Consider the following 23,653-nt stretch of genomic DNA (forward strand, 5'->3'; position numbering starts at 1 on the left):
TTTTGAAAGGTAATCGACGTATTGCAACACGCTATGAAAAAACAGCACGAAACTATCTGTCGATGGTGAAATTAGGCTGTATTCGACTCTTTTGCCGGAGATTATATAATTAAGGGACACTACCTAGTATTGAAAATGACGACGGAACCAACTTGAGGTTGGAAGGTAAAAGATTCGCAATCAACCAATAGAGAACTGTCATATGGCTTATATGTTTTATCTACGATGGTATTTTTGAATGGTTGATTATAGATCACAGTTTCTCCTCCTTGAGAGGGAGACGAAACATAGAGGTTCCAGGCAAGCTGGGTAGACACATCTCCGATAACTAGGTTTCCTTTCGCAAAAGTGGGTGCATAGTCTATATGCAAGTCAGAACCACCGGAGATAATGCGAACGATACCGGCAAAATAGGGACCTAATCCCGGCTCTTCTGCGACTGAAATGTTGAAATCTGTATCATGATCGATACATCGTATAAACCGATCGACTGGATCAAAAGCCTGATTGATGATTTGAGTACGTTCTTTCTCAGCTGCGCTGACTTGAGCAAAGTACTCTTCTTTGGGGCGGTTACGATAATGAGCTAACGGATTTCCTAGGTAAAAACCCGGTCTCCCGAATTCATAAGGTTTTGCTTTCATACTCAGTATTGCAGTTGAAAGCTGTTCAGATTCCTCTGTCGTTGCAAAATTATTTATCACTGCTGCTGGAATCTTGTTATCTATGAGTGCTTGCAAGCTTTCTGATGATAATTTGATAAGTTCGTTTGATACCCACCTTGACAACATGATAGCCAATTCCTAGTTTATTTTTTTATATTAGGAAAATTGATCATATAACACTGGTTGTATAATAATGCAACACTTGACCATGTTCAGGAGCGCGATAATGACAATATCTCTGAGAGGTCACCACCTTCTTTGTATTCTTACCTACGCCGGCAACGGATATTCCCCTAGTTTTATTGAAAACTACAACAAAATTATTCCCCGAATTCGGGACGAAGACATCCTGATTGTGGCGGGGCCAGATGATATATGTATGCCTTTACTTGGAGAGGATGCCCCTCATTGTTTAGGAGAAAGTGTCATTATTCGGGATAGCCATGCTTTAGAAGCTGTTAGCACTCTTATGGGTTGGCCTGTCGAAATAGGTCATATATTAAGACTTGATTCAGCCTATTTTAGACAGGCTCGATGGGCTTTCAGACGTGGGATTGTAAGGGCCGCCTGTGTAGGTTGTGAGTGGGAGCAACTTTGTACTCGAATTGCTGTTGATGATTATGCCTCAACGTTCCTAAAAGGAAGCGACGGGAAGAATTAAAGGCGAAGTGAACACAAAGCCATTTGAAATGTTACAAAGGCTGAACTGGGAGTGTGTAAGAACCCATTAAGACTAATGCGGATCTTTTGTAGTATCGACGAGGTATCTATATCTATTGAGGTGTTTGGAGTAAATCACCTAATTATTCACTTGTAGATTGTGGTTGCTTCACTACCTTTGCTTGATAATCACGTTTGACTATTTCCAGTGCGGCGAGTGCAATTTCAGGAGTGATTTCATTACACTCCAGCAAATAGATTAGATCAACAGCAAGTTGAACTTCAGGCGGTGCGTGTTCGACAGACATAAAACATTCCTCATCTGAGTCGTTAATCTGTGTTCTCTTTATATTCGATTGATTTTTCAATTCGTATCATAGACTGGCGGCAACGTGCTAGTCTTCCTGCTAAGGCAGCAATTTCTTTTTGTACTTTTTGCTGATTACTAAGTGTAGTTTGTTGATTCAATCTTAGTTCTCTATCCTTGATCATTGCGAGTAGACGGCGTTCATAATCCTGATGCTCAGCGAGTTTATGATACAGGTCAGTAGCTTGTTGTTTGTGCTCGAACTGATTCTCTTTTTTTCTCAGAGACTGGGTAGATAATTCACGCTTTAATGCTTCTATTTGGCTCGTTAAACGTTCAGCCAGAAATGCGACTTGTTCTGTCTGGTTATCCTGAACACACTTTTTGAGTTGTTCCATGTTGTGCTTTACTTCTTGGAGATAGTCACGGAGCTTATCACTATGTCGGTTAAATAAAGCCTGATCAAACCGGGCAGTGGAAAATGGTGTGTTTGCTAGTGGAGCGATCTCTTTTGCCAGTATACCAACTTGTTTTTCGAGCAAATTTAATAAATTTCGTGTACTCATTTATACCCTAAAGTGGTTATGTGTTGTGAAGCAGAATTGATTTTGAACGACAAAAAATAGGCTAATGAATGTTCATTGGTTGCTTTTTTCTATCAGTTTGCATAGATTTTAGCACCTTCGTGTTCTACTCACTGGCACCGATTATGACCGCAAACGCGCAGCAACTGCAATTTATTAAAGACAGCATAGAAACTATTCCCGATTACCCGAAAGCAGGGGTTCTTTTTCGTGATATTACAACCTTATTGGATAACCCTCCAGCCTATCAGGCAACAATTGATCTTCTGGTAGAGCGATATCAAGGCAAGGGCATAACAAAAATTGTTGGTACTGAAGCTCGTGGTTTTCTATTCGGGGCCCCTGTTGCGTTGCGTCTCGGTGTTGGTTTTGTTCCAGTGCGTAAAGCAGGTAAATTACCTCGTGAAACATTGAGTGAAACTTACGATCTGGAGTATGGCACCGATACACTGGAAATGCATAAGGATAGTATAATAGAGAACGATAAGGTGCTGGTTATTGATGATTTGTTAGCAACCGGTGGTACTGTTGAGGCAACCGCCCACTTAATTCGTCGTTTAGGTGGTGAAGTTTTTGAAGCGGCCTTTGTTATTGGTTTGCTTGATTTGGGGGGCGTTGAGCGTCTGCAAAGACAAGGTGTGAGTAGCTTTACCTTGCTTGAATTCCCAGGTCATTAATCTGCTTATTTTCGCATTACTGACATATCGGCCTCGCTGTCTATGGCGGGGCTGTGTTAGCATGGTGCCCAATTATATTCAATTTCCCCGGTATCAATGAGCTATCAGGTACTTGCCCGTAAGTGGCGCCCACAAATATTCTCTAATGTGATTGGTCAGGAACATGTTCTGACTGCGTTAGCTAATGGTCTTGCCCATGGCCGGCTTCATCATGCTTATTTGTTTTCTGGCACCAGAGGAGTTGGAAAAACAACGATTGCCCGCTTGTTTGCCAAGGGGTTGAATTGTGAAACAGGTATTACTGATAAGCCTTGTGGTAAATGTGCTAATTGTCTTGAAATCGAGCAAGGACGGTTTGTCGATCTGATTGAGATTGATGCTGCTTCTCGTACCAAAGTTGAAGATACGCGTGAACTGTTGGATAACGTGCAATATGCTCCAACTCGAGGGCGTTTTAAAGTCTATCTGATTGATGAAGTGCATATGCTTTCTCGGCACAGCTTCAATGCATTATTGAAGACGTTGGAAGAGCCGCCTGAGCACGTGAAATTTTTACTGGCAACGACTGATCCACAAAAATTGCCAGTGACCATTCTTTCTCGTTGTTTACAGTTCCATCTCAAAGCGCTGGATGTCGCTCAAATAAGCGATCAGCTTGAGCATATTCTTAAAGCTGAACATCTAGAGAGTGACAGTCGTGCTCGTCAGCTTTTGGCTCGTGCTGCTGATGGCAGTATGCGTGATGCCTTAAGCCTGACAGATCAGGCTATTGCTATGGGACAAGGACAGGTGACGGCTGAAATAGTCAGCCGGATGTTGGGAACGTTGGATGATGAACAGTCTCTATCAATAATTGAAGCATTGGTCCGAGCTGACGGTCAACAGGTTATGGCATTGGTGGAGCAAGTTGGTTTACGGGGTTCTGACTGGGAAAATTTGTTGGTGGATATTCTTTCATTGCTGCATCGTATTGCAATGATCCAATTATTACCTTCGCAATCAGAGATCGCCCCTTCTTCAATTGACGGTCGTTTGCGGCTATTAGCAAAGGCTATCTCACCGGAAGATTTGCAACTTTATTATCAAACTTTACTGATTGGTCGTAGAGATCTGGCATATGCACCAGAACGCAGAATGGGCGTTGAAATGGCTTTGCTCAGGGCTTTGGCATTTCATCCAAAAACAGTCATAGAAGAGGTTTCTGTACCGATGGTACAACCCGCGGTTATGCCATCCACCACAGCACAGCTGCAACATGACCACCAGAAGAGCATTCCTTCTACTAATCATGTTAGTGAATTGGTACAGATGGATAAAACTTCCCAGACAGAGCCTCAGATACCTCAGGCACTTGTATCAAGCCCGACCGCGCAACTACTAAAAGCAAGGAATGCGTTATCTCGGCAACAAGAGCAAACGCCACCAAAAAAGTCTGAACTGGCTACGTCTATTAAGACAAGGTCGGCGCCCTCGGCACTGGAACGGATTGCCGCAGTGTCTGGGCAACAACTTCAATCATCGGTAGTCAAAACTCAGGAAAACAAGCCTGAGAAAAAAGAAGCTTACCGTTGGCGTGCTAAGAATGTTGAGAAAAAACCAGAAACTTATGTGGCTACGCCAAAGGCTTTAAGAACAGCGTTGGAACATGAGAAAACACCAGAGCTGGCAGAGAAATTAGCGGAAGAATCCAAACAAAGAGATGCATGGGCAGCAGAAGTTGATAAACTTAAAATTCCTAAGCTGGTGCAACAATTAGCATTAAATGCGTTCAAAGAGCAGGTTAGTGGTAATCAGATCTGTTTACACTTGCGTTCGAGCCAGCGTCACCTTAATTCCGCTTTTGCACAAAAGTCATTAACGGAAGCATTAAGCGAGTTGTATGGTGTAACGATTGAATTCAGCATTATTGAAGATGATAATCCGGCGGAGAAAACCCCGTTGGAGTGGCGACAAGCCATTTATGAAGAGAAGTTGGCACAAGCTCGCCAATCAATTATTGCGGATAAAACTATTCAGACATTAAGGCAAGTATTTGATGCTGAATTGGATGAAGAGAGTATCCGGCCGGTCTAACCGCTGCAATCTGTACCTGTTGTACGATGTAGCCATAGCGAAGAGAGAAAACTATGTTTGGTAAAGGTGGTTTGGGCAATTTGATGAAACAGGCCCAGCAAATGCAGGACAAAATGCAGAAAATGCAGGAAGAGATTGCCAATTTGGAAGTGACTGGTGAATCTGGTGCAGGTTTGGTTAAAGTGACCATTAACGGCGCTCATAATTGCCGTCGTGTTGAAATCGATCCAAGCCTGATGGAAGACGACAAAGAGATGTTAGAAGATCTCATTGCTGCGGCATTCAATGACGCAGCTCGTCGCATCGAAGAAACTCAGAAAGAGAAAATGGCAAGCGTTTCTAGCGGAATGCAACTGCCACCAGGTTTTAAGATGCCATTCTGATGCAAACTAGTCCTCTCCTTGAATCCTTGATGGAAGCATTGCGCTGTTTGCCAGGGGTTGGTCCTAAATCTGCGCAGCGGATGGCTTTTCATTTGCTACAGCGTGATCGCAGTGGTGGAATGCGTTTGGCTCAGGCATTAACAAGAGCAATGTCGGAAATTGGACACTGTAAATATTGCCGAACCTTTACTGAGCAGGAGCAATGTACTATTTGTGCCAACTCACGCCGTCAGCAAAATGGTCAAATTTGTGTGGTTGAAAGCCCAGCGGATATTCATGCCATTGAGCAAACTGGTCAGTTTGCGGGGCGCTACTTTGTGTTGATGGGGCACCTATCTCCGTTGGATGGTATTGGTCCGATGGATATTGGGTTGGATCGCCTTGAGGAACGTCTCTCCACTGAAGTGATTTCAGAGGTCATTCTGGCGACCAATCCGACAGTAGAAGGAGAGGCAACTGCTAATTATATTGCAGAGATGTGCGCTCAGTACGGGGTAACTGCAAGCCGTATCGCTCATGGTGTACCGGTTGGTGGTGAACTCGAAATGGTAGATGGCACAACTTTGTCGCATTCACTTGCTGGGCGGCAGAAGATTACTTATTAATTTTCTGCCAATGCCTTATGGTTTTGTCTGACTGGAAAAATATTGTTGCGTAGCCTGTTATAGATCAAACCGTGAAGATTTTGAGACGCTGCATTTATGCAGCGTATGGCTATAATTTATTTAAATATTTAACTTATTCACCCTATTTTACATTCTTTTGAATAACCTAACTTGAAATTCAGTTTATTTATCCCCATTTGAACTTCATCGTCTGATTTTATCTGTCTGAACTGGATTTAGATTGAGGTAACAAATGAGTATGAAAGGTCAGGAAACCCGTGGATTTCAGTCTGAAGTAAAGCAACTTCTGCAATTAATGATCCATTCACTCTATTCTAATAAAGAGATTTTTCTTCGTGAGCTAATCTCAAACGCTTCCGATGCTGCTGACAAATTACGTTTCCGCGCATTATCTGCCCCAGATCTTTATGAAAATGATGGTGAATTGCGTGTTCGCCTCTCTTTTGATAAAGAAAAGAGAATTATTACGATTAGTGATAATGGCATTGGTATGACCCGCGATGAAGTAATTGATAATCTTGGGACTATCGCTAAATCAGGAACAAAAGCTTTCCTGGAGTCTATTGGGTCCGATCAGGCGAAAGACAGCCAGCTAATTGGTCAATTTGGTGTTGGTTTTTACTCTGCATTTATTGTGTCGGATAAAGTCACTGTACGTACTCGTGCTGCTGGTGCTTCAACCGATCAAGGGGTATTCTGGGAATCGGTTGGTGAAGGCGATTACACTATCGCTGATATTGAAAAAGAAACTCGTGGTACAGAGATCACTCTTCATTTACGTGAAGGGGAAGATGAATTCCTGAATGACTGGCGTTTGCGTTCTGTTATCAGCAAATATTCTGACCATATCGCTCTTCCAGTTGAAATTGAAACTAAAAATAAGAGTGAAGAAGAAGGCGAAGAAGATACAGTAACTTGGGAAAAGATTAATAAAGCCCAAGCCTTGTGGACTCGTGGTAAGTCTGAAATTACAGATGAAGAATACAAAGAGTTCTACAAACATATCTCTCATGATTTTACTGATCCGATGATCTGGAGCCATAATCGTGTAGAAGGTAAACAGGAATATACCAGCATGCTCTATATTCCATCTCAGGCTCCGTGGGATATGTGGAACCGTGAGCATAAACACGGATTGAAACTGTATGTCCAACGCGTGTTTATTATGGATGATGCAGAACAGTTCATGCCAAACTATTTGCGCTTTGTTCGTGGTCTGATTGATTCCAATGATTTGCCGCTGAATGTTTCCCGTGAAATTCTGCAAGACAATTCTATTACCCGTAATTTGCGTAATGCACTGACCAAACGTGCATTACAGATGTTGGATAAATTGTCAAAAGATGATGCAGAAAAATACCAGCAATTCTGGCAACAGTTCGGTTTGGTGATGAAAGAAGGTCCGGCAGAAGATAATACTAACAAAGAAGTTATTGCTAAATTGTTACGTTTTGCTTCTACCCATAATGACAGTTCTGCACAGACAGTTTCTCTGGAAGAATATGTTAGTAGGATGACGGAAGGTCAGGATAAAATCTACTACATCACTGCGGATAGTTATGCTGCGGCGAAAAACAGCCCTCATTTGGAACTGTTCCGTAAGAAAGGTATCGAAGTTCTGCTACTGTCAGATCGCATAGATGAATGGATGATGAGCTATCTTACTGAGTTTGATAGTAAAAAATTCCAGTCAGTCAGTAAGGCTGATGAATCTTTGAATAAACTGGCAGATGAAAACAAAGCTGAGCAGGAAGAAGCTGAAAAGCAACTAGAGCCATTTGTTGAACGTGTGAAAACATTGCTTGGCGATCGGATAAAAGAGGTCAAACTGACTTACCGTCTAACTGATACTCCGGCAATTGTGACAACAAACGCGGATGAAATGAGTACACAGATGGCGAAATTGTTTGCGGCGGCTGGTCAGCAGGTACCGGAAGTTAAATACAATTTTGAACTGAATCCTGATCATCAATTAGTAAAACTGGCGGCTGATATTAGTGATGAAACACAATTTGCTGATTGGGTCGAACTACTGTTCGATCAGGCATTATTTGCTGAGCGCGGCACATTGGAAGATCCAAATCAGTTTATCCGTCGTATGAATCAGCTATTACTATCTGAAAAAGCTTGATTTAGTTATATCCTGGTAACGATTGTAAACCACGCCTCTGGTAGTGAAATGGGGCGTGGTTTATTTTTTGCAGAAAAATATCACGAAATCGTTTACCTGTTTCCTTGAGCGAACCCCACTCCAAATGGTATGGTGATTCGTTTTCTTAAAATATAAAAACTAATTAGCAAGGGGATTTACGCAATGCGTATTATTTTGCTGGGCGCTCCGGGCGCCGGTAAAGGGACTCAGGCGCAATTTATCATGGAGAAATATGGGATCTCTCAAATTTCTACCGGTGATATGTTGCGTACTGCAGTTAAGGCTGGCACAGAATTGGGTTTACAAGCAAAAGAGCTGATGGATAATGGCAAGCTGGTTACCGATGAACTCGTCATTGCTTTGGTAAAAGAGCGCATCAAACAAGATGATTGCCGCAATGGATTCTTGTTGGATGGGTTCCCTCGAACTATTCCTCAGGCTGATGCAATGAAAGAAGCCGGTATTAATGTTGATTATGTTCTGGAATTCGATGTACCTGATGAGCTGATTATTGAACGTATCATTGGACGCCGTGTACATGCATTATCTGGGCGTGTTTATCATATCAAGTTTAATCCACCTGCAATGGAAAACAAAGATGATGTTACTGGTGAAGAACTGACTATCCGTAAAGATGATCACGAAGATATCGTGCGTAAACGTTTAGTTGAATATCATCAGCAGACTGCACCTTTGGTATCCTACTATCAGAAAGAAGCTGAGATAGGCAACACTGAATACTTCAAAATTGATGGTACTCGAAAGGTGTCTGAAGTTAGCGAAGAATTAACCAAAATTCTGATTAATCAAGCTGAGTGATTCTTAAAAGGCGGCTTTAAGCTGCCTTAATCTTATATTATTTCTTTACTATTTCAGCTGATTTTTATTTATTGTTCTCATGGATAAACACGATTTTCATCTGTATTTTATTATGTTAGGGTTCTCATCAGTGAAAACAATCGGAAGTCGGCATAATGAGCAAAAGTGATAAGTATGGCGTTTTATTAGTTAATCTTGGCACTCCTGATCAGCCGACAACTGCGGCTATAAAGCGTTACTTAGCCGAGTTTCTTAGTGATAAAAGAGTTGTAGATGTTTCCAAACTAATTTGGAAACCAATATTACATGGTGTTATTTTGCCTTTACGCTCCTCACGTGTGGCGAAGTTATATCAGAAAATCTGGACTGATAAAGGTTCTCCTCTGTTGGTATATAGCCGTCGTCAGCAGAAATTATTGGCAGAAAAATTAGTAGACACTCCTATTGAACTAGGAATGAGTTATGGCTCTCCATCTATTGAACAGGCGATTGACAATCTACTCAGGCAGAATGTTGAACAATTGATTGTTTTACCACTTTATCCCCAGTATTCTAGTTCCACATCTGCGGCTGTATTTGATGGTATTAGTCTAGCATTACAGAAATACCGCACTATTCCTGGAGTTCACTTTATTCGCAGTTATGCCGATCATCCGGCTTATATTTCTGCACTGAAGGAGACAATTGAGAAGAGTTTTTACGAGTATGGTCAACCGGATAGATTATTGCTTTCCTATCATAGTATTCCTCAACGTTTTGTTGATACTGGTGATATTTATGCGGAGCAATGTGAGTTAACAACACGATTGCTAAAGCAAACTATTAATTATCCAGCAGAGCAAGTCATGATGGTTTATCAATCTCGTTTTGGTCGAGAACCGTGGTTGATGCCATTCATGGATCAGACTATGAAATCCCTGCCTGATCAGGGAATAAAACATATTCAGGTACTTTGTCCTGGTTTTTCATCTGATTGCCTAGAGACTCTTGAAGAGATAAAGCAGCAGAATCAGGAGATATTTCTTAATGCTGGTGGAGAGAAATTTGAATATATTCCGGCGCTTAACGACAATAGTCGTCATATTTTGTTGCTTGAGGCGTTAGTGAACAGGTTTGTCAGAGGTAGAGTTGAGTAGTAATGGAATTAATCTATCATTAGGGTTAATTGATTCTTTAATGGTATATTCCTACACAAGTGCCTATCTATCTGAACTGCCATACTTGGTTTTTTAGGATAAATGCAATTAACCATAGGGTTCAGTGGGATGATGTTTTGTAGAGTAATTAGTAACAGTCATATTTGAATTTGGATATAAATAATGATTAACAAACCGGTTAAAAGCACTAACTTCAATGAAGAATACTTTAATTATTACAATTCAAAACAAGACGATGAAATCGATTTGTTTGAGTTATTTTCTGTTTTATTTCAATCAAAGTTATTGATTATTGCTGTTACTATCGTTTTTGCTGTTATTGGTTTTACTGTAGCATCTTTAATGCCTCAAAAATGGACTAGTTCAGCTTCAGTTATTCAACCTCAACTTGAAGAAATACAGCCACTTAAAAATCTCCTGACTACGTTAGAGGTTTTAAGTTTACAACCATCGGTAACTTCATCGTCGTTGTATCATAATTTTTTGAATAATTTTAATTCACGGGTTTTACAGGAAGAATATCTGATTAATACGGAGTATTTTAAAAATCTGGTAGCTAAATCAGATGATCATTCACCACTTGCAAAAAGAAAACTTATTGAAAAAATTTTAAATGATAATATTTCATCTTCTTCAAAAGTGGAAAAAGATGATGACAATGGTGAGGTTAAACTGGTTTTCAGTGCAGAGACAGCTGAAGATGCATATAACTTGCTAAATGGTTACATTAACTATGCATCGTCTGTTGTTCGTGACCAAGTGAAAAACGAATTGGGTGATATGGTTAAACAGAAGATTGCTTACTCTGATGGTTTATACCAAGTTGATTTAAACCGCGTGAGTAATATACAGAAAGCTAATGTTGAGCGACTGAAACATGCATTGTCCATTGCTAATTCAGCGGGAATTAAAAAACCTATTTCTAGTGAAGGAGCAATGATCAAAGACGATCCAGATTACTCTATTGCTTTAGGCTCTGATGCATTACAGCGTAAGTTAAAAATTACGGAAGAAATTAAAGATCCAGCCTCAATTGATGCTGATTTACGTAACCGTATGTTCTATATAAATGAACTTAAATCACTTAAAATAGATAAAGTTGACTTCCAACCGTTCAGATATATGCAGGCTCCTTATGAACCAACGGCGAAAGATTCGCCTAAGCGCCTGCTTATTTTGGTAGGCAGTGCTTTTATCGGCCTGATACTGTCTGTAATTTTCGTTATGATTCGTCACATGGTGCGTAGTCGTCAACAAGCGGCTTAATGTTCTCTGGCAGCAAGTGTCATTGTGTCATTTGCTGCTTGTCTGTTTTTAGTGTGTTAGTATGCTGCATCTTTATGTCTCTATAGCATCAATCAAATATGAAATTCCCTGGTAAACGTAAATCAAAACACTATTTTCCTGTCAGCCTGCGTGATCCCTTACTCCAGCCAATTAAAGACATGATGGATAGTGAGAATAATCGGGCTTATATCGTTGGTATCGATCAGATATTAGTGGATATTGAAGCGAAAGTAGACGAAGGTTTTATCCGGCGTTATAACCTTAGCCAGGGACACTCATTAGTTATTGAAGATGATGTAGCTGAAACCTTGTATAAAGAACTTACTGATAATAATCTTATTAGCCACGAATTTGCTGGTGGTACTATCGGTAATACCCTCCATAATTACTCAGTTCTTGCCGATGATCGCTCCGTTTTACTGGGAGCTATGTGTAACAATATTCAGATTGGCAGCTATGCTTATCGCTATTTGTGTAATACCTCTAGCCGTACTGATCTAAATTACTTGCAAGGTGTGGATGGAGCAATTGGCCGCTGTTTTACTTTGGTAACAGAAAATGGTGAACGGACTTTTGCCATCAGTCCCGGACAAATGAATCAAATTAAGCCTGAGAGTATTCCCGAACAGATTATTGCTGAAGCTTCAGCATTAGTATTAACCGCTTATTTGGTTCGTTGCAAACCAGGAGAGCCAATGCCTGAAGCAACAATGAAAGCTATTGAATATGCGAAAAAGCATAGTGTTCCTGTCGTTCTGACTTTGGGGACAAAGTATGTTATTGCTGATGATCCACAATGGTGGCGTGATTTCTTGGCTGAGAATATTTCTGTTCTCGCAATGAATGAAGATGAAGCATATGAGCTTACTGGTTTCAGTGATCCGTTATTGGCTTCAGATATGGCACTAAATTGGGTAGATTTAGTTTTGTGTACTGCTGGCCCGGCTGGATTATATATGGCGGGTTATACCGAAGAAGATTATAAGCGCCAGACAACTCATCCATTGTTACCGGGGGCTATTGCTGAATTTAACCGTTATGAATTTAGCCGTGCTATGCGTAAATCTGATTGCCAGACGCCTATGAAGGTTTATTCTCATATTGAACCTTATATGGGTGGACCAGAAAAAATTATGAATACCAATGGTGCAGGTGATGGTGCTTTATCTGCTTTACTGCATGATATAACGGCTAACAACTATCACAGAATGAATGTGCCGAATTCCAGTAAGCATGCTCGTATTTACCTGACATATTCATCCCTTGCTCAGGTTTGTAAATATTCAAACAGAGTTAGCTATCAGGTATTGAGTCAGCATTCCCCACGATTAAGCCGTGGTTTGCCGGAAAAAGAAGATAGCCTGGAAGAATCTTACTGGGAAAGATAATTATTTAATAACATTAGTGAAATCCGCCGTAAACCCTGGCCCTATATCCGATAGGGTGGGGAACAGTCACAATGAATAAACCTATGGTGACAGTGATCCAAGAACCTACCCATATTACTGTGAGTGAGGCTTATCAGTAATCTGACGTGTTTGGAAGATGTGCGATTTGACTTATGCAGATATCTTCGATCATTTTAAAGTATCTTACAAGCGAATCCGTTGACACGAGTACCTCGGTAGATTTACACCGAGGTTTTTAAGCAGGTTTATTTGTGAACACAGGATGCGTTTACTTTTAGGGGCTGCCCAGCACAAGAAGGGGCTATCAATGTTCCAGCTGAAGAACTTGAGTGGCGTTTGTCAGAACTGCATAAAGAGCAAGAGGTTGTAGCTTATTGTCGTGGGTCATATTGTGTACTTTCCCTTAATGCGATGAAGATACTGCGATCAAAGGGGTTTCTTGCGCGGCGTTTGGAAGAGGGATTTCCAGCTTGGAAAGCAGCTGGGTTCGAGATACAGAATGACGGATAGGTAGATTCTTCGCGTTTACCTGCCTGTCATAGTACTGAATCCTGATGCACAGGATTCAGTGATTGGAAAGGTTAGTTTAGTGTTTCATTTTTTTAGGTAAAACAATGCTCCAAGCGCGGCTAGTAAATAAGCGCCACCGACAGTACCAAATTCCCAAGTACATGCTCGTGCCGGAATTTCCAGAGGATCTGGTTTCCAATTAAAGGTAAATTCAATATTCCTACAATGACAACTGTCGGAAATTAGCATGTGTACCTCCTCAGCTTTCGTGTCTTAACATTGAAACGATCAGGCCAAATATCGCATTGTCTGTTGTTAATAAGCCGCTTTAGTATTGCCGGATATACATTGAAACGCGAGTTGATGCTGTATATCGATGTTAAGTAGGAAAGAGGTTGGATATTAATCAGACAATATTGATTGTCTTTGCTGTTGTCTGAATTTGCCTTTTCTAGTGGCAGACGGAGAATTTTTTAGGTCATGTAAATGACACCCATGACGGTTTTTTTTGATAAATAAAGAGGTGGTTTTTTTAAATACAGATATCTAATCCAATAATAGTAAATTATTGTATTAACTTATTGATTTTAATGAATTAATTTTTGTTGTTGGGTTTTTAAATATCGCGTTATAACGCAAAAATTAGATATAACAATTCGCCAATAAATAACCTTTCTGAAATTAGTCATTATTTATTCAACATATTATAAAAAACGTAACAACATAATTAAAACTATGTTCGCGTGAACATAATTTTTTTAATAAATAATACCAGTTGTTAATAATTGATATTTAAATATACCGAAAATTGATTATATTCCTATGTTATCACTCATGTGATCTGCAATATAAACGAAAAATAGAGGAAATAATGATGACCGCAACTACAGAGCAAAGAACTATTGACTATCCAATATTCATCAACCTAAATAACCATGGTCTGCGACTATTTCCCGAGTAATTGAATAACAAATCCGTATCGACAGACCGTCTTTCGCGGTGCGAAGGGCTTTCTTCAAAAACAGACAAAGGATCACTGCAATGGCTTTTATATCTAAAGATTTTACGAAGTTGCTTAATACCCTGATCGATCGACAGATCAAAGCAGCAGGTCGTCAGACCGAATGGTTCAACATGAGCCCTGACGAGCGTGCCGACTATATCAGGCAGGTAAACGAACGGCTGCAAGAAATGCAGCAGAGTACCCTGAGTGTGCTGGCTGCCCAGCATTTTCAGATGCAGGACAACCCCGTTTCTGTCGGCGACCAGTTGCAGACGCTACAGCAAAGACGGCAGCAGATGATCAATGTGCTCGATACGCCGGCGATCAACACTTACAAGCAGCAATTAGACCGTGACATCCTGTTGTACAGCCGCCAGCAGACGGCCATGACGCACTTTGACAGCACTTGGGATAGGGCTTTAGCCATCCTCAGTCCCGGTGGTACCAAGACCCTGAATGCGGTGACCTTGAGGGAGGATGCGGCGGGCAAGCAGGCCAAACTGGATACCAAGATCAAGCATCTGGAACAGCAACTGACCACACAGGTGGCTGTTTCCACGTTCGGCCAAAAATATGTGACGCTATTTTCCGAATTGCAGGCTTACAGGGACGTCAATACCCGCTACAACGCCTTGCTCAAGGTACCTCCTACGGAAGAAGCTACGGCCCTCGCCGCGCTGACCAAGGTGCCCCAAGCCTCCGATGATCTGCCGGTAAATATTTCACTACTGATGATGGAGGAACGTCCTGGCTACATCCGCATGAACGTCGCGCTGGTCAATGTCAGCACTGATGGTCGCTTCAAGGACTTCTTCCTAGAGAATGGTAGGCTGGTCGTGCCGACGGACGGTGTACTTAACTTTTCCTTCGGTACCGCAGCCCGCTCTCTGGCCTGGCAACAACAATACCGGCTCAAAAGTGAGCCGCCATCTTTCCGCTCGCCGACCTATACGCCAATTCGCTCAGTGCTGGTCAAAACTACATTCGTCGAGAAGTACTTTGCCAACTACCTGGTTTCGGAAAGCACTTTGCGCGAAGGCTTCAAAGCGCAGTTGCTGGGTAATGGCCGCAAGATGTTGTTGACCAATGTTGATCGTAAGGTGCCGAACCAGATTGGGATTCAGGTGTCTGGTCAGGCTCTGAATAACACTATCACCCGTGAGGTACCATTGCCAGGCGTCTTGAGTGACCTGATCAACCAGAATGCTGATATCTCCAGCTTCCAGACTATCGGTCTGGAGGGGTTTCGCCAGAACAGTTACCACCCGGACCGTGACGGGCTTTTCGTCAATATCCATGAGCTGGAACGCTCGGTTGGTTTTGCCAGTCGCCAATACTTGTTGGAAATGCCACAGGGCAAAACTCCGAACAAAACTTACCTGTCCGCAACACCCTTTGTGGTGATGAGCGTTGATGGCGACAAGGTTAGCAGCAGTCATTTGAGTAAGGCACAGACCGCCGAATTGTATCAATACAATGCCGCATTTTTCGAGAAGCTGGATCGATTGCGAGACGATGGTGAGAAGGCCAGTCGTTTGTTTAACAGCAGCGAACGTACAGCGTTCGAGCAGCAACTGGTGCGTTTGCTAGAACGCAATCACATCACCCCCGCAGGGGTGTTGGAGTCGGAGTACACCTATGACAGAATGCGTGATATCAAGGGCAATAATCTGAACAAGGTGCTGTGGGAACAGGCATTTGCCGCTTCGGTCTGGCATAGTACTGATAATGATCCGCTGCTATTCGGGTTGGCGGAGAACCTAGTGAAAAATCCAGCTGTAGTCAAGGTCCTGCAAAGTGGCTATGTGCAAAGTGATATTGCCCAGACCAAGAATTTGTTGGCACCGTTGTATGAACAGTGGCGCATTCAGGCTGTCGAAGCGGAAACCCAGCGGGTTGCTAGCGCCAATGCAGCACAGCATCCAAACAACCCCAAAATACAGGTTTTCGATCAAGTTGCGGTTGAGCGCTTGCTGGATGGCAAGTTGCTCACCTTGCTGTTGGCCGGTCCTAATGGCCTTGAGAGCGACGATGTGCAACTGCGTCCGGTAGTTGAGGCGGCGCTGTTGAGTAATGAAGGCAGGAGCTTGCGCAAACAGGTATTGTTCCATGTTTTACGTCCGGTAGCCGATAGCCTTTCCAAAGCCGCAGTCCCGGTCAATCCCCACGCCGCGCTAGGTGACAACAAGGTTATGATCAATAACCGTTTGAATCAGCCTGACCCGTATCTGCTCCTCAATACTAGCTCTGAGGAGCTGGCGTATCACGATGGTCCGTACCTGATCAAGGATGATAAATATCGCAGCTACAACCAGTTCCGTCCGGACCTTAATAATGACGCCACACGTTACATGAATGACCTGGACATCCCGTTCGTGGGGGGAATTTCCGGGACCACTCAGACTGTCAGCAATGCCTTGCCGGAATTGTTCGGTAGCGCGTTGAGCGTCAAGCAGTACTGGCAGTTCCAGATAGCCAATGCGGCCTTCATGATCCGTAACGGCTATCATTCGTTCTTCGAAACCTTCTACGTTGCTGCGCGTTACGAACCGGAGGGTGCAGGTAGTATCGGTAAGGACATATTGCAGATGTTCGACGAGTACCGCGTTGAAGGCAGCAAGATGGTGTTGCAGGGTGAATTGTATAACGGAGTAATGGCGCGAGTCTTGCCGATCATCAATCAGGGTTTGCCGGTGGCTGATGAGTTTCATCCACCTCGTTTTACCCGCATTGGCCCAATGCCGGCGCTGTTGGGGCAGGCGGCGAAGGATCTCGAACTTAGGGCCGGATTGGCGTCTGTAGGTGATGGATTTGAGTCCCGCCAAGGCAGTGCCGATATCCATCGGTTTGCCACCGATCCTATACAGTTCGCTAAAACCCATACCATCAGTGCTGAGGCGCTGGTCAAGTCGGGCCGCCTGCCGGCAGAGGGTAATGCCCAGTTGGTGAAGGTCACGCCTAACTTGTATGAGCTTGAATACACCGGGCAAAGAACTAGTGACATATCGACAAACAGCGTGGCGGCGTACTTCCTTGGCTATAACGGTTCGAATCAGGCCAATGCAGCGCCCGCCTATGTGGACATTCCTAAGCAGGCGGCACTGCGCAACTACCTCTTCACCAGTACGTTGTCAGGTGGTTCGCTGGTGGTGACCAATCTTGACGACAAGACCTACCGGGTTTACCACGATGGCCGGGTCAACAGCTCGCTGCTGTACGACAACGTGGAGATGGCGGTCGACTATAAGGATTACCAAGTATCCGGTACCGCTGAGGGGCTTGCCGCGGCGTACATGCAGTACGTCAATGGTAAATGGCAACTGGTGTTCCAGCGTCAAGAATATCAACGAGATGGACAGATGATCTGGCCGAAGTTGCGCGGTGGTGGGGAGTCACTCTCGATCCAGGCCGCCGACAGTCAGGTGGGGCAGCGTAATCAGGGCAAGTTTGCTACCTACCGCGAGCAAGTTCACCAACAACTGAAGAAAGTCGCAACGCAGTTTGGCGTGTCGGTTGAAGGGGTTACCGACGGTGTCTACAAAGAGGGCGAGTTTTCTCCCGAACATCCAGCGATTGCTGCATGGACCCGGTTGCGCGAAGCAGTTCAAGCCAAGGTCTCAGCCGACATCGACCGGGTGGAGGGTAAACGCTACCAGCTCCAGGAAGCACGACGCACCTCAAGCGATACGGCCTTGATCGACCAGCAGATCAAGCAACTCAATCTTACGCAGGACTACTACAGGTCGCAGTACGATTCAGTATTGCGTGAAGCCGACTTTGTCGAAAAGGCTTGGCTCTGGCAACAGATCAAGGCCAAAGACGGCAGCGCTGCGGTGGTACGGATTGACGATACGGCCATTCAGGGCGGGAAGCGCATCAGTAGCGTGGGTGAGCGTTATGCGATCGCCGAGGCTTACCAGCGTGGTGTATTGGGTACTGAGTTTACCGATGGTTTACGTAACTTCCGTGAGATTAAGATCCCCGGGGTGGATGATAAAACGTCAGTCCTGGACATGAAGCTCCTGTTTCTTGAGGGACAACTCGCCACTAAGCAACGGGGCGCCTTGAGCGGTCGTATCACCAAAGCCAGCCAGGCCGAGTACATCGACAAGGTACTGCGGCAGACCGCAGTGTTCAGTGAAGACTTCCATGACGCCGGCAGTGTCTTCAATCGCCTGATACCACAGGACTTTTATCTGTTGCTGGTTGGTGATCGATTCAGTGGTCGCTGTTACCCTTTGGTTAGGGCTATGGCCGTGGCATTGGCTAGAGGCGGTGAGACCGGCATCAACAGCTTAGTGCAAAAGCTGTTCTTTGCTTCTGCTGACCCGCAGGCGGGCAGTTCCACGCTGCTCAAGAACAGCCTGATCAAACTGCACTCTAATGTCGAAGCCGTTCAGGCATCCACACAGTTGTTGGATCTGTTCAATTTGTCCGAAGTGGTGTCGCGGTTATCTGCAACGACCCACCCTTCGATGTTCGCGCTAAATACCCAGAATCACTCGATGATGGTCGGGATCACTGTCACAGCCGAAGGGCGTCGCTACTACTTCTATGACCCGAATGTCGGAATCTTTGCCTTCGACAACACGAATAATTTGTCTAGGGCGATGGAGAAGCACTTGGTGGGACGCAACTTGGCTGCGCATTACGGCTCGTTCGGCAGCAAGTCGAAGCCGACCTTCAACTTGGTTGAGATCAATACCGATAAGATGGCTGAGGTATCCGTGGGTAACGGCCTAAACGTGGCCGACCTGACCCGGTTCGAGGAACTGGCTAGTGTTATCGGGCAACGGCGCCAGGTCGAACAGGCGGTGAGTGCACAAGAGCGGGTTACGGAAGACTTGCGACTGAGCACGGTGCTGAAGACCTTTGATGCCGAGCAATGGGGCGCACGGTTTGAAGCCGCTAGCATCCGGCTGGCACAAGAGCACCAATTGGATAGCCACTGGCTACCGATCATTGCCACAACCGAAGAGCAGAGGGAAGGTCGCTACCGGGTCCAGTTTATTAACCGTGACCAACCTGAGCAGACCCGTTGGTTGATCACCGACGATAGCACCTTTGTCAAATTCCGTCGTTTCGTCGATGAACACATGAGTGTGCTGAACGAGCACTTTACCTTGGAGAATAGCCGGATACAGCCTCGCGGCGGGATTGGTGAGGTTGAGCCGGTGGATGGATTGAACGCCGGGTTTATGGTCCAGACGCTGATCCAGTGGTTTGCTGACAAGAACCGTCATGATGCTGCAAGCGGAGTAGCTTCGCCTGATCTAGCCACTGCACTCAAGGTCCACAGTTATCTTGGTCTGACCCAGATGGCCCACGGTGGTATCCAGGATGTGGCTAAGATCACTAAACTGGTAAGCACGGCGCTGCGCAGCGAAGTGATGGCTGGCGAAACCTCGCTCAAGGACTTTACCTTGAGCTTAGGCCACACTGTCAACGAAGGCGCCGGTGTGTTGTTTGGCTTCGCCATGGTCGGTCTGGATGCTTATGAATTGGCCCACGCCGAGAACGATGTGCAGAAGGGCGTGTTCGGTACCCAGCTGGCGTTCGACTCGGCTAGCTTAGTTACCGGCGTAGCAGGGGTGGGGGCCGGATTGGTCGGCGCCTCGACGGCTGCGGCAGTACTTGGTGGGGCCGGAGTGATCCTTGGCGGGCTTGCAGTGGGCTTTACGGCACTGGCGCAGGCTTTTGGTGCGGTCGCCGAGGATGCCAAAGCGGTGGGCCGTTACTTCTACGCGGTTGATCATGCCTACAGCAACAACGGCTATGATCATAAAGTCGAGAACGAGAGTAAGGTGCTGGTGCCCCTGCCTGGGGCGGTAGTCAAGCGCCTCGACCTGAAAAATGACCAGATAGTCTTCGACAGCCAGTACATCTACCGTACCCATTCCGGTTCTACCGGTTCGGGGGAAATCAATTACTTCTTCTGGATCGGCGACTTTCCGCGAATGGTCCATGACCGAGGTCAGGCGATCGAAGTGCGCAGCGGCATTGGTTACAAGGAGGCTTCCAAGACTCTTGAGTACGGCGATAGTGTAGTGATCCTGCCGGGCACGCCCAAGTCCTACATCAAATATGAATACATGTTGCTCCCCGGTGCTACCACACGCCACGACGCCGGCTTTGACGTGATCCGCAGGCTTGAAGAAGACAAGCGGTTCGACTACGACTTCTACATCTTTCCGGGTGAGCAGACGATCCGTAGGATTCATCATGAGTATGTCGATACTTCGATTGAGGTGGTGCTCGATAAGCGCGACCAGCAACTGGTGGTGCCTGAGCTACCCAAGGAGCTGCATGGCTACCTGCGTTACGAGCTCAAGGGTGCCGGGGGTAAGTACCAGATTGGCCTCAACGAAGGCACTCGAGTTAAGCTCACCAACGTTGTTGCCAGTGAGTGGATCATCGACCGCAGTCAGCTAGCCAGTGACAGCATCAGCGTGTCGCAGAACCAGCTGGTAGTCGGCGGGATTGTGGTAGAGCTTGACCCGGCCCAGAGCAGGCCGGTATCTGTGGTCAGTGGCAAGGGTGAGGTGCACGCAGTCGTTTTCTCTAACTCGAAGCTGACCGTTGATTTGGTAAGCATAAATGCGAACGAATGGCAGGGGCCAGGCCAGCAAATCGAACAGCACCTAAAAGAACTGAACAAGGCGCATCAGCTACACGGACAGTACGTAGTGGTCGAGAACTACCGCCACAATGGGCGAGATGTCGGTCGAGCGTTCTACGATGTGGTCAAGGACCGTATGTTGTTTACCGACACTGACCAGGAACAGGCCAGACATGCCCAACTGGGTGCGGTGATAGACGACTATGCCTATTTCTACGACGCCGATAACGTGGCGGTGTGGCGGGTATACATCACCACCGGACAGGTCGATGCACAGTTTGAACCATGGTTCAACCAGAATGACGGTGAGATCAGTCGGTTATGGCAGGAGGGAGAAACAGTCTACCTAGCGCGCCATTATCGGCTAAAGGAGAAGGATACGGCTGAGCTGGGCTATCAGATCCTCGGTGACCGAATGGAGTTGGTTAGCGCGGTGGGTGATGATGAACTGCTTCAGCTTTTGGCACGGACTGGCCAGCATGATGATGCGCTCGAGGTCATACACCAGGGTTATAAGAGCAATAGTACCTCGCGCAAGACTCCGACGTATTTTCTGGGCGCACGGCTGATCCAGTCAACCAGTGCGGAGCTGGTCACTGTGTTTGGCTTGGATGCGGCTCGCGTGCCGCATCGCTACTGGATACGTACCAGCGACGGGATGCTAATCAAACCAAATCTGGCACCACCGGCGGATCAGAACTGGCACTTCGAAGCGCACGAACAGATTTGCAGTGCCTGGAAGATCCCCGCCGACCTAGTGTTGGCGGGGAGCATGCCGCAGCTCGGAGGTTCCGGTAGCAAGGAAGTATTTTTCTTTTACAGCAAGAAGCAAAAGGTTCTGTTCCGCCAAGAAGGACCGGGGCAGGAGGTACTCGATGCTAACCAGCCGAGCGCATTACGGGTCACCACACCGGCCTTGGCTAACGTGATCAATGTGAACGGTCACCTGATTGTGATGACCGAGGATGGGCGTGTTGCCCGGCTTGATGCACTGGGACAGCTTAGCTACGCAGCGGTCAACGAGCATTGGCTCAAGGAACGTACCCACTGGTGGAAGGACTTGGCTGATGTTACCGGCTTCAGAGCCACTCTAGCGGTGTTCGGGGTCAAAGGCACCAATGACAACTTGCTGCCGGTGTGGTACCACAACGGCCAAGTGGTGGTGGCTTCGGCTCCCCTGCAAGACAAGCATCTACAGTTCTTGGGTTTCGAAGCGGACGGTTCCAACGCACGACTGTTCGAACCCGCCAGCGGTAAATTATATCGTCAGCCGCCTATGACTGCCGATGCGCTGGTTGCCGCGTTCGGTACCGACGCGGTGCTTGAAGCTTCGGCGCAGCTTCCCGCTGCCAGTGAACTGACACCTGAACTGCACCTCAAGGCGGCGGAGCAAGTTGATGCCGGGCTGCGCTTGACCACCGTCAAGGGTGAGATCCTGTTGCGAATCAATGACGACAAATTGCGGTTGGTGTCCGTTGATAAAGGCTGGCAGCAGGACAACCTCGCTCGTCTGCCGCAGGCACTTGCTGAGGTTGCCGCTCAGCGGCAAGCCAAAGACGTGCTGATTTTGCAAGGTGATGACGATGACATAGAAGGCTGGTTCGATGTTGGTAGTGGTCAGGTGTTCTTACGCGGTGGCATCCCTGCTGCGGACAACCTGCGTTTCGTCGGAATTGCTGCCGGGAAGAAGGGTGCGTACGTGTATAGCCCAGGGGATCAGACGCTATACCGGGTTAAAAATGGCTATCAGCAGAAGCTGAACCGTTACTCCGGCGTCGAGCGCATTGATTCGTCGCTATTGTTTCAGGGCGGGGGCGCGGATGATCGTTGTGACGAGCTGAACCCACCGCCGATCGACGGTGTCGATAGCGTGGTGCTGCATGGCGGTGCTGATAGCGATACCTATCGCCTCAGTCAACCAATGTGGTCGCATTACCGCACAGTCGTCATTGACAACGATGACCCAAGCGACAACGATGATCTAAGCAAGGCTCTGGACCGCGTGATCATGCCGGTGACCGATGCGGAAAAAATCCTCGTCAGCCGTCACGGGGATGACCTGATATTGACCGACTCGGCCAATGGCACGGCCCTGGTGATACGTAAGGCGTTTGGTAGTCAGGCGGTGACGCACCAGCATTTGCAAATCAAGCTAGAAGGTTCCTTGTCGGTGATCAACGTTGATCACTTGGTCAAGAGTTTTACCAGGATGGGAGTGGCTAAGGGTGGTTTGTTTGAACTGTCTTGGGCCATCCAGTAGCTGGTGACGGCGGCGAATGCTGTTGCCTAGGTCACGGACGCGGAGAGCCTTGGTTTGGCTAAGTTGAGTGGGGAGACGGTGTTCGCAAGAGCTTGCTGCAAAACCGTTAAGCTGGCAGGCGATACAGGTGCCTTCACTGTCTTGAGCTAGCAGGAAAAACCACAGGAGGGGCATAAAGCTCTTCCTGTCTCCGGTTGAATCATTCTTTCTGTAGAAATAAATCATGATTGATCAAACCTATCGAAAGCTTACGGTCAAGTTATCGCAAGGTGGTGAATACATTCCCGGTATTTGCTGGCGTAAATAGTCGGCTTGCTTAAGTGATCCGACAACCGGTACTGGCGTGGCATAGATATGTGTTGCATCAGGTCGGGCTGAAATGTGTTATCTGGAATAGTAAGATTGCGCATTTACTGGAGTGCGAGTTGATGCTGTATATCAATGTTGAACCAGAGAGAGGCG

The 23,653-nt window shown here is 45.9% G+C and carries 16 protein-coding genes and 1 pseudogene; 13 read left to right on the plus strand and 4 right to left on the minus strand.

The window, feature by feature from the left end; translation table 11 throughout:
• Window positions 1–113 (plus strand): annotated as a pseudogene (locus AM629_RS23340) (IS5/IS1182 family transposase); the annotation flags it as partial.
• A gap of 6 nt (window positions 114–119) precedes the next feature.
• On the opposite strand, the gene AM629_RS08180 reads toward AM629_RS23340, so the two are convergent.
• Complete coding sequence (locus tag AM629_RS08180) at window positions 120–791, minus strand: 2OG-Fe(II)-dependent halogenase WelO5 family protein (protein ID WP_235525427.1); 672 nt, start codon at window positions 789–791, stop codon at window positions 120–122.
• 100 nt (window positions 792–891) lie between these two features.
• Here AM629_RS08180 and AM629_RS08185 point away from each other — a divergent pair, with 100 nt between their 5' ends.
• Window positions 892–1,326 (plus strand): DUF1284 domain-containing protein, encoded by a 435-nt coding sequence (locus tag AM629_RS08185; RefSeq protein WP_054477895.1) that lies wholly within the window; start codon window positions 892–894, stop codon window positions 1,324–1,326.
• Between the two features lie 142 nt (window positions 1,327–1,468).
• On the opposite strand, the gene rsmS is transcribed toward AM629_RS08185, so the two are convergent.
• Window positions 1,469–1,633 carry a pleiotropic regulatory protein RsmS gene (gene rsmS, locus AM629_RS22030; protein WP_072161843.1) on the minus strand — a complete coding sequence of 55 codons (165 nt, stop codon included), beginning with the start codon at window positions 1,631–1,633 and terminating at the stop codon, window positions 1,469–1,471.
• Between the two features lie 22 nt (window positions 1,634–1,655).
• On the minus strand, window positions 1,656–2,198 hold the full coding sequence (gene priC, locus AM629_RS08190; RefSeq protein ID WP_054477897.1) for a primosomal replication protein PriC: 543 nt from the start codon (window positions 2,196–2,198) through the stop codon (window positions 1,656–1,658).
• A 143-nt stretch (window positions 2,199–2,341) separates the two neighbouring features.
• Here priC and apt point away from each other — a divergent pair, with 143 nt between their 5' ends.
• From apt to AM629_RS23345, 10 genes are all read left to right on the plus strand, one after another.
• A complete protein-coding gene (apt, locus tag AM629_RS08195) occupies window positions 2,342–2,893 on the plus strand; it encodes an adenine phosphoribosyltransferase (protein ID WP_054477899.1) in 552 nt (183 codons plus the stop codon).
• A gap of 96 nt (window positions 2,894–2,989) precedes the next feature.
• The gene (gene dnaX / locus AM629_RS08200; RefSeq protein ID WP_054477901.1) at window positions 2,990–4,966 is read left to right on the plus strand and encodes a DNA polymerase III subunit gamma/tau; all 1,977 of its coding nucleotides are present in this window, start codon (window positions 2,990–2,992) and stop codon (window positions 4,964–4,966) included.
• 53 nt (window positions 4,967–5,019) lie between these two features.
• Window positions 5,020–5,349, plus strand: coding sequence for a YbaB/EbfC family nucleoid-associated protein (locus AM629_RS08205; protein WP_021323842.1), 330 nt, complete (start codon window positions 5,020–5,022; stop codon window positions 5,347–5,349).
• On the plus strand, window positions 5,349–5,954 hold the full coding sequence (gene recR / locus AM629_RS08210) for a recombination mediator RecR (RefSeq protein ID WP_054477903.1): 606 nt from the start codon (window positions 5,349–5,351) through the stop codon (window positions 5,952–5,954). The genes AM629_RS08205 and recR overlap by 1 nt, the downstream gene beginning before the upstream one ends.
• A gap of 259 nt (window positions 5,955–6,213) precedes the next feature.
• Entirely contained in the window at window positions 6,214–8,106 is a 1,893-nt protein-coding gene (gene htpG, locus AM629_RS08215) for a molecular chaperone HtpG (protein WP_200905760.1), read from the plus strand.
• A 183-nt stretch (window positions 8,107–8,289) separates the two neighbouring features.
• Entirely contained in the window at window positions 8,290–8,946 is a 657-nt protein-coding gene (gene adk / locus AM629_RS08220) for an adenylate kinase (protein ID WP_054477906.1), read from the plus strand.
• A gap of 155 nt (window positions 8,947–9,101) precedes the next feature.
• Window positions 9,102–10,082: a ferrochelatase gene (hemH, locus tag AM629_RS08225; RefSeq protein WP_054477908.1), complete on the plus strand. Its 981-nt coding sequence runs from the start codon at window positions 9,102–9,104 to the stop codon at window positions 10,080–10,082.
• Between the two features lie 183 nt (window positions 10,083–10,265).
• Entirely contained in the window at window positions 10,266–11,369 is a 1,104-nt protein-coding gene (gene wzz(fepE), locus AM629_RS08230) for an LPS O-antigen length regulator Wzz(fepE) (RefSeq protein WP_054477910.1), read from the plus strand.
• A gap of 98 nt (window positions 11,370–11,467) precedes the next feature.
• Entirely contained in the window at window positions 11,468–12,778 is a 1,311-nt protein-coding gene (locus AM629_RS08235) for an inosine/guanosine kinase (protein ID WP_054477912.1), read from the plus strand.
• 324 nt (window positions 12,779–13,102) lie between these two features.
• Window positions 13,103–13,309: a rhodanese-like domain-containing protein gene (locus tag AM629_RS23345; protein ID WP_268794958.1), complete on the plus strand. Its 207-nt coding sequence runs from the start codon at window positions 13,103–13,105 to the stop codon at window positions 13,307–13,309.
• A gap of 84 nt (window positions 13,310–13,393) precedes the next feature.
• Here AM629_RS23345 and AM629_RS23935 read toward each other — a convergent pair whose 3' ends face one another.
• Window positions 13,394–13,558 carry a hypothetical protein gene (locus AM629_RS23935; protein WP_161804221.1) on the minus strand — a complete coding sequence of 55 codons (165 nt, stop codon included), beginning with the start codon at window positions 13,556–13,558 and terminating at the stop codon, window positions 13,394–13,396.
• A gap of 792 nt (window positions 13,559–14,350) precedes the next feature.
• Between AM629_RS23935 and AM629_RS08240 the strand changes: the two genes are divergently transcribed.
• The gene (locus AM629_RS08240) at window positions 14,351–23,191 is read left to right on the plus strand and encodes a TcdA/TcdB pore-forming domain-containing protein (protein ID WP_152911985.1); all 8,841 of its coding nucleotides are present in this window, start codon (window positions 14,351–14,353) and stop codon (window positions 23,189–23,191) included.
• Window positions 23,192–23,653 lie beyond the last annotated feature (462 nt).

It is taken from the genome of Photorhabdus heterorhabditis (assembly GCF_001280945.1).
Taxonomy (GTDB): Bacteria; Pseudomonadota; Gammaproteobacteria; order Enterobacterales; family Enterobacteriaceae; genus Photorhabdus; species Photorhabdus heterorhabditis.